General features: G+C 62.4%; 1 pseudogene. It reads right to left on the bottom strand.

The features are described from left to right. Positions 1-287, bottom strand: a pseudogene (locus tag BN1128_RS04415) (bifunctional indole-3-glycerol-phosphate synthase TrpC/phosphoribosylanthranilate isomerase TrpF); the annotation flags it as partial.

A 287-nucleotide genomic window follows, 5' to 3' on the forward strand; every position in this document is an offset into this window, starting at 1 on the left:
GCGATGGCGCGGGTCAGCTCTTCTTCATTGCTCACCTCGGTCAGTACGCCGAGGCCGAGCTCCTTGGCCACCGTGAACAGGGCGCGATAGCCCTCGTCGGTGAGCACCGAGAGCATCAGCAGGATGGCGTCCGCCTGATAGTGGCGGGCCAGATAGAGCTGATAGGGGTCAATCATGAAATCCTTGCACAGCACCGCCTGCTGGACGCGGGCGCGCACTCGCGGCAAAAAGGCGAAATCCCCCTGAAAGAACTTCTCGTCGGTCAGCACCGAGATGGCGGTGGCGTA

Origin of the sequence: Aeromonas piscicola, assembly GCF_000820005.1 — a bacterium.
Lineage (GTDB): Bacteria > Pseudomonadota > Gammaproteobacteria > Enterobacterales > Aeromonadaceae > Aeromonas > Aeromonas piscicola.